Origin of the sequence: Rhodopseudomonas sp. WA056 (assembly GCF_010906995.1) — a bacterium.
Lineage (GTDB): Bacteria > Pseudomonadota > Alphaproteobacteria > Rhizobiales > Xanthobacteraceae > Rhodopseudomonas > Rhodopseudomonas palustris_G.
Genome location: NZ_QPFS01000175.1, coordinates 1 through 7,451, shown reverse-complemented (window position 1 = coordinate 7,451; position 7,451 = coordinate 1). Strand labels below are relative to the sequence as shown.

Annotated in this window: 4 protein-coding genes; 3 read left to right on the top strand and 1 reads right to left on the bottom strand. The window is 61.2% G+C overall.

All coding sequences use genetic code 11. From position 1 onward, the window contains the following. Nucleotides 1-555 precede the first annotated feature (555 nt). Both DU475_RS22340 and DU475_RS24140 read left to right on the top strand, forming a co-directional pair. Nucleotides 556-4,329, top strand: a complete 3,774-nt coding sequence (locus DU475_RS22340; protein WP_164633356.1) for a vitamin B12-dependent ribonucleotide reductase — start codon at nt 556-558, stop codon at nt 4,327-4,329. A 242-nt stretch (nt 4,330-4,571) separates the two neighbouring features. Continuing rightward, nucleotides 4,572-4,868 carry a hypothetical protein gene (locus DU475_RS24140; RefSeq protein ID WP_205524507.1) on the top strand — a complete coding sequence of 99 codons (297 nt, stop codon included), beginning with the start codon at nt 4,572-4,574 and terminating at the stop codon, nt 4,866-4,868. Between the two features lie 15 nt (nt 4,869-4,883). Here the strand turns inward: DU475_RS24140 and DU475_RS22335 are convergent. Next, nucleotides 4,884-6,070 (bottom strand): IS3 family transposase gene (locus DU475_RS22335; protein ID WP_164633355.1). Its coding sequence is split into 2 segments (ribosomal slippage): nt 4,884-5,818 and nt 5,818-6,070, totalling 1,188 coding nucleotides; the frame shifts between segments, so codons are not numbered across the junction. Here DU475_RS22335 and DU475_RS22330 point away from each other — a divergent pair. Next, nucleotides 6,051-7,268: a hypothetical protein gene (locus tag DU475_RS22330; protein WP_164633354.1), complete on the top strand. Its 1,218-nt coding sequence runs from the start codon at nt 6,051-6,053 to the stop codon at nt 7,266-7,268. The two genes, DU475_RS22335 and DU475_RS22330, sit on opposite strands and share 20 nt — an antisense overlap. Nucleotides 7,269-7,451: the final 183 nt, after the last annotated feature.

Below are 7,451 nucleotides of genomic sequence, written 5' to 3'. Positions count from 1 at the left end.
GCCTTTCGTCGGCAGCGTCAGATGTGTATAAGGGCCAGGGGCAGTCGGCAGCATGCCGCCGACTTTTTCGACTTTGGAATCTCTGAGGACTCACCGATACTTGACCGGGTCAGGGCGAGCCGCGGCCCCTGTTTTCCACCCTAATCCACCACATTTAGTATTTGATTCAGGAACCCGCACTATTGCTTGACGGGTCGGACGGAGTCGGCCTAGCTTCAGGCCGTCCAGCGAGGGAGTGCTTTTGTCCCGCCGGACGTTTCCCAGAAGGGTCCAGACCGACCACCTCCGACAGCCACAGCGGCAGCGGGGCGAGGCACCGTCTGCTCCTAAATCGACCGTTGGGGCGCATTCCGACGGGCCGGCAAAACGGCTCGCAAAGCGACATGGGGCGTTATGATGGGTGGAGGGTCCGGCTCGCAAAAATGCGGCCGTCGCCTCTGCCCGCGAAAACAGATGGAGCCGGGCCACGGCTCGCCGGGCGAACAAGGTTCGTCCATCTAGCAACTTCCCGGGCCACCCAAGGTGGGGGTTCGGGCGACTTGAACGGGGCACGAGATGAAGATCGAACGGCGCTACACCAAGGACGGCCAGTCTCCCTACGCGGCGATCGCGTTCAGGCTGACGACCAGCGAGATCCGCAATCCGGACGGGTCGGTGGTGTTCCGCCTCGAAAATGTCGAGGTGCCGGAATTCTGGTCGCAGGTCGCCTCCGACGTGCTGGCGCAGAAGTATTTCCGTAAAGCCGGCGTCGCCGCGCGCCTGAAGAAGGTCGAAGAAGAGAGCGTGCCGTCGTGGCTGTGGCGCTCGGTCGCCGACACCGACGCCCTCACTGCCCTGCCCGAGAGCGAGCGTTACACCTCCGAGCATTCCGCCAAGCAGGTGTTCGACCGCCTCGCCGGCTGCTGGACCTATTGGGGCTGGAAGGGCAGCTACTTCTCCAGCGAGGACGACGCCCGCGCGTTCTTCGACGAGTTGCGCTACATGCTGGCGATGCAGATGGTGGCGCCGAACTCGCCGCAGTGGTTCAACACCGGCCTGCATTGGGCCTACGGCGTCGACGGCCCCGGCCAGGGCCACTATTACGTCGACTACAAGACCGGCAAGCTGACCAAGTCGAAGTCGGCCTACGAGCACCCGCAGCCGCACGCCTGCTTCATCCAGGGCATCGAGGACGACCTCGTCAACGACGGCGGCATCATGGACCTGTGGGTCCGCGAGGCGCGGCTGTTCAAATACGGCTCCGGCACCGGCTCCAACTTCTCGCGGCTGCGCGGTGAAGGCGAACGGCTGTCGGGCGGCGGCAAGTCGAGCGGCCTGATGAGCTTCCTGAAGATCGGCGACCGCGCCGCCGGCGCCATCAAGAGCGGCGGCACCACCCGCCGCGCCGCCAAGATGGTGGTGGTCGACGTCGATCACCCGGACATCGAAGCCTATATCGACTGGAAGGTGAAGGAGGAGCAGAAGGTCGCCGCTCTCGTCACCGGCTCCAAGGTCAACCAGAAGCACCTCAAGGCGATCCTGAAGGCCTGCGTCAACTGCCAGGGCTCGGGCGACGACTGCTTCGATCCGGAGAAGAACCCGGCGCTGCGCCGCGAGGTCAAGCTGGCGCGCCGCGCGCTGGTGACCGACGCGATGATCAAGCGCGTCATCCAATTCGCCAAGCAGGGCTACAAGGAGATCGACTTCCCGATCTACGACACCGATTGGGATAGCGAGGCCTACCTCACCGTCGCCGGCCAGAACTCCAACAACTCGGTGTCGCTCCGGGACGACTTCCTGCGCGCGGTCGAAACCGACGGCGACTGGCACCTCACCGCCCGCACCAACAAGAAGGTGGTGAAGACGCTGAAGGCCCGCGAGCTGTGGGAGAAGATCGGCACCGCGGCCTGGGCCAGCGCCGATCCCGGCCTGCACTTCAACACCACGATGAACGACTGGCACACCTGCAAGGCGTCCGGCGACATCCGCGCGTCGAACCCGTGCTCGGAATACATGTTCCTGGACGATACCGCCTGCAACCTCGCTTCGGCGAACCTCTTGGCGTTCTACGACGTCGGCGCCAACCGCTTCGACCTCGACGCCTATGAGCATCTGTGCCGGCTGTGGACCGTGGTGCTCGAAATCTCGGTGCTGATGGCGCAGTTCCCGTCCAAGCAGATCGCCGAACTGTCTTACGAATTCCGCACCCTCGGCCTCGGCTTCGCCAATATCGGCGGCCTGCTGATGACCATGGGTCTGTCGTACGACTCCAAGGAAGGCCGCGCGCTGTGCGGCGCCCTCTCCGCCATCATGACCGGCACTGCGTATGCGACCTCGGCCGAGATGGCCGCCAAGCTCGGCGCCTTCCCCGGCTACAAGAAGAACGCCGACCATATGCTGCGCGTGATCCGCAATCACCGCCGCGCCGCGCATGGCGAGACCCGGGTCTATGAGGCGCTGTCGGTCAACCCGGTGCCGCTCGACCACGCCGGCTGCCCGATCCCGGACGCCGTCGACCACGCCAAGGCGGCCTGGGACAAGGCGCTCGAACTCGGCGAGCAGCACGGCTACCGCAACGCGCAAACCACGGTGATCGCGCCGACCGGCACCATCGGTCTCGTCATGGACTGCGACACCACCGGCATCGAGCCCGACTTCGCGCTGGTGAAGTTTAAGAAGCTGGCCGGCGGCGGCTACTTCAAGATCATCAACCGCGCGGTGCCGGCCGCCTTGCGCGTGCTCGGCTATCCGGAGCACCAGATCCAGGAGATCGAAGCCTACGCCGTCGGCCACGGCTCGCTGTCGAACGCGCCGGCGATCAATGCCTCGACGCTGAAGGCCAAGGGCTTCACCGATGAAGCGCTCGCCAAGGTCGAAAAGGCGCTGCCGACCGCCTTCGACATCAAGTTCGCCTTCAACAAATGGACCTTCGGCGAGGACTTCCTCAAAGACGTCCTCAAGATCGAAGCCGAGCAGATCGCCCAGCCGAACTTCGACCTGCTCACCGCGCTCGGCTTCACCAAGCGCGAGATCGAGGCCGCCAACATCCACATCTGCGGCGCGATGACGGTCGAAGGTGCGCCGCATCTGAAGCCCGAGCACTACGCGGTGTTCGATTGCGCCAATCCGTGCGGCAAGATCGGCAAGCGCTATCTGTCGGTCGAGAGCCACATCCGGATGATGGCCGCGGCGCAGCCGTTCATCTCCGGCGCGATCTCCAAGACCATCAACATGCCGAACGACGCCACGGTGGAGGACTGCAAGTCCGCCTACATGCTGTCGTGGAAGCTGGCGCTGAAGGCCAATGCCCTCTACCGCGACGGTTCCAAGCTGTCGCAGCCGCTGAACTCGCAGCTCATCGCCGACGACGACGAGGACGAGGACATCGACACCTTCCTCGACAAACCGATGGCCGCCCGCGCCGCGCACATCTCCGAGAAGGTGGTGGAGCGCCTGGTCGAGCGCATTGTGGTGATGCGCGAGCGCGAGAAGATGCCGGATCGCCGCAAGGGCTACACCCAGAAGGCGGTGGTCGGCGGCCACAAGGTGTACTTGCGCACCGGCGAATACGATGACGGCCGCCTCGGCGAGATCTTCATCGACATGCACAAGGAAGGCGCGGCGCTGCGCTCCTTCATCAACAATTTTGCGATCGCCGTCTCCCTGGGTCTCCAGTACGGCGTGCCGCTCGAAGAATATGTCGACGCCTTCACCTTCACCCGGTTCGAGCCCGCCGGCCCCGTCCAGGGCAACGACTCGATCAAGTACGCCACCTCGATCCTCGACTACGTGTTCCGCGAGCTGGCGGTGAGCTACATGGGCCGGTTCGACCTCGCCCATGTCGATCCGACCGAGACCGGCTTCGACGCCATCGGCAAGGGCGTCGACGAAGGCAAGGTGCCGGACGGCGGCGGCGTCTCGGGCCCCGCGGCGGCGACCAAGTACCTGTCGAAGGGCCTGACCCGGTCGCGCACCGACAACCTGGTGGTGATGCGCAGCACCCCCGCCCACCCGGCCGACGCGACGCCGCGCAACGCCCCGTCGGGCGCCGCGCCGACCGTCACCGCGCTGGCCTCCTCCCGCGTCGGCGACGCCCTCGAAGGCGCCACCGCCTTGAAACAGGAAGTGCAGACCGAGCTGTCGCCGACCGAAAAGCTGGAAGCGCTGCAGTGGAGCAAAGCCACCACCGCCGCGACCCAGCCCGCCCCGACCAAAGCCGAACGCCGCGCCGAAGCCAAAGCCAAGGGCTACGAAGGCGAGATGTGCTCGGAGTGCGGCAACTTCACGCTGGTGCGGAACGGGACTTGTATGAAGTGTGATACTTGCGGCAGCACGACGGGGTGCTCGTGAACGGCACTCTTAGTACAACACTTGCCGCCGCCGCGGACCCACAACGTCATAGCCGACCAACTTAACTCTTCCCCCAAAGGGCTCCCCGCAACACGGGGAGCCCTTTTACTATGGAATCACCCATTGACCCACATAAACAAAGTTCCGAATATCTTCTCTCGCAAACGCCGATCGGTCAGTCGGAACCTCAATATTCAGCCGACAATCGGAATATTGTTAACTAATCTCTGAAACTGAAAATCATGGGCAACAACTCGATCGCAGATAGCCTGCGAACCTATGTTCCGACCGGGCGCGCCATTCTAATTCTCGGAACAGGGTTCACTTACGGCGCAAAGAACCGCTACTCCGTCCAAGTTCCCGGAGCCGACACTCTTGTTAAGCTCCTTCTCGACGAGGCACGCATTCCAGCAGATGATCGCGAGGGATTCAGCCTTGTAACTGCCATCGACGCATACTTGGAAAACGCTGACAACCCGGGACAACTCTCACAATTTTTGCATCGACACCTTCAATGCGTTGAAGTCCAGGATCACTGACCTGCCACCGAACTTTCATCCAGCTACAGTTAGAGCCTCGGCGGTTTTTACGCCGTTCGGCGTATGTCGAGCAACGGGCGATCGGCGAAGCTGGTCGGGGTTGCGGAGCCGATCGCCCGTTGCGGTGAAGGTGGCGGCATAGGCCGCCGGGGTGAGGTAGCCGAGCGCCGAGTGTGGCCGCTCGTCGTTGTAGTCGATGATCCAGGCGGCGATCTTGGTACGGGCGTCGTCGAGGTCGAAAAACAGCGTCTCGTTGAGAAGCTCGTCACGCATGCGGCCGTTGAAGCTCTCGACGAATCCGTTCTGCATGGGCTTGCCGGGCGCGATGAAGTGCCAGTCGATGTTGTTGTCCCGGCACCAGGCGAGCATGGCGTTGCAGGTGAACTCGGTGCCGTTGTCGGAAACGATCATCCCGGGCTTGCCGTGCCGTTCGACGATCGCGGTCATCTCACGGGCCACCCGCCGACCGGGGATCGAGGTGTCCGGGATCGCACCGAGGCACTTCTTGGTCACATCGTCGACGATGTTGAGGACGCGGAAGCGCCGGCCATTGGCGAACTGGTCGTGGACAAAATCGATCGACCAGCGCGCATTCGGCCTGGCCTCGACCAGAATGGGGGCCCGTGTGCCGGCGGCCTTGCGCCGGGCCCGCCGCTTGCGCACGCAAAGCCCTTCTTCGCGATAGAGCCGGTGGATCCGGTTGATGCCCGAGGGCTCGCCCTCCCGCCGCAGCAGGACGAACAGCCGGCGGTAGCCGAACCGCCGCCGCTCGTTCGCCAGGTCGCGCAGCCGGGCACGCAGCTCGGTGTCCGGCGGCCGCTGGGACCGATAGCGGACCATCTTGCGGTCCGCTCCCACGATCTGGCAGGCCCGACGCTCCGACAGATCCATCACGGTCTGCAGGTGCACGACGGCTTCGCGCTTGGCGGCGGGCCCTACCATTTTTTTGACAGAAGCTCGCGCAACGCCGCGGCATCCAGCATCTGCTCCGCCAACAGCTTCTTCAGCTTGGCGTTCTCGTCCTCGAGCTGCCGTAACCGCTTGGCCTCCGAGGCATCCATCCCGCCGAATTTGGCCTTCCAATTGTACAGCGTCGCTTCGGAGATGCCGTGCTTGCGCGCCAGATCGGCCGTCTTGGCGCCGGCCTCGTGCTCCTTCAGCACCGCGATGATCTGCTCTTCCGTGAACCTTGCTCGCTTCATCAGTCCGTCCTCGTCAGGGCCGGACTCTAACCCCAACTGGAGGAAAAACTCAGGGGCAGGTCACTCTGGTCGATATTTTGAAATCGACCTAAACGTCTTGAATGAGGGCGAACTTCAACAGACCGCAGAGTATTTGGGGCAGTTCGGCTATTGGCGCGAACGTGCAGCATCAAGCGTCAAAGAGAAAATTCGTTTCCTTTCGTACAACTGTCATCGCGAAATGAGAAGCACCCTCCTTTCGCTACTTGAGAGTCCAGCAATCCGGTCTAAACTGGACAATTACTTCGAAGCGATAAACGCTCTTCCACCAAGACTCTCGGAATTCATCGCACTGTCTGCATACGCGAGAATGATAGGCGGCGCCGAGATTGACGCCTTCACAATGGGGTCAATCATGGGTTACGATTACTATAGAGAAATCGTCTCTTATCGACGAACCCTTGATACCGAATTGTTCTCGCCAGGAGGGGAGGCGCAATTCCGATCTCCAGTGTTTGGCGAATACTACTTAAGAGAGCACATAGAGGATGAACGAACTCTTGAACTCATCTCTGAATTTGTTCATGCATTGGACCGGTTTTCGAATCGAGAAGCGAATTACAAACCAATCTTACGTCAAGCCCTAAGATACCGCTTCATCAAAGCAACAATGAAGTCATCTCTGGCGAACGAGCTAGTCGACAGATTCTTTGAACAGTTACACAATCTCAAGATAGCAAAAAGCGATCCACTTTTCTGGATTCAAGCCTCGATTGCGAAACTGGCAATTCCAAATTATCTAGCGTCCGAGAACTATACTGCAACCGCAAGAAGCTTTTCGAGGCTACTTAGAAATTTTGATCCATACCAAATCGATACTCACGAAGCGAAATTTCTTATCGAAAGCCGCCTGGGTGGCTACCAGCGCGACTACGGACTAGCCCTACTAAAGTCAGCCAACTTGGTAATTGGAGTAATTTCACGACGAGAGGAAGATCTCGTTCTACCAATCGAGATTGTCACCACATATCCGGATTACTATGCGCGATTCAAAGAGGAAATACCCGACCATGAGGTGAATTCCGTCAGGCAGCGTTTGGTTGAAATTGAAGCGCGCATGAATACGTACAGCGACGCCGTTTTAGCGCGTAAGAGAATCGGTGAGCGAGGTCGGGATGCGATACGAAGAGTAATGTCTCTCTCTGACAATTATACGTAGCCCGTAGGGCGGATTAGTCGTACTGAGTCACAAGGTCGCGGGCCTGTGAGGCGGGGCTCAAGTATCTATTGAGATTCAGATTTTGGCAGATGGAGGCGCCAAATGAGTCTCGATTTCGACGGCGGCAGTGAAGTACGGTTTGCGAGGTATGTGGCGGGGCTTGCGAGCGTGATCGGGCATGTG

What these genes read in the sequence shown, in the direction of transcription:
- DU475_RS22340 (WP_164633356.1), top strand. Translation starts at nt 556, where the DNA reads ATGAAGATCGAACGGCGCTACACCAAGGACGGCCAGTCTCCCTACGCG.
- DU475_RS24140 (WP_205524507.1), top strand. Translation starts at nt 4,572, where the DNA reads ATGGGCAACAACTCGATCGCAGATAGCCTGCGAACCTATGTTCCGACC.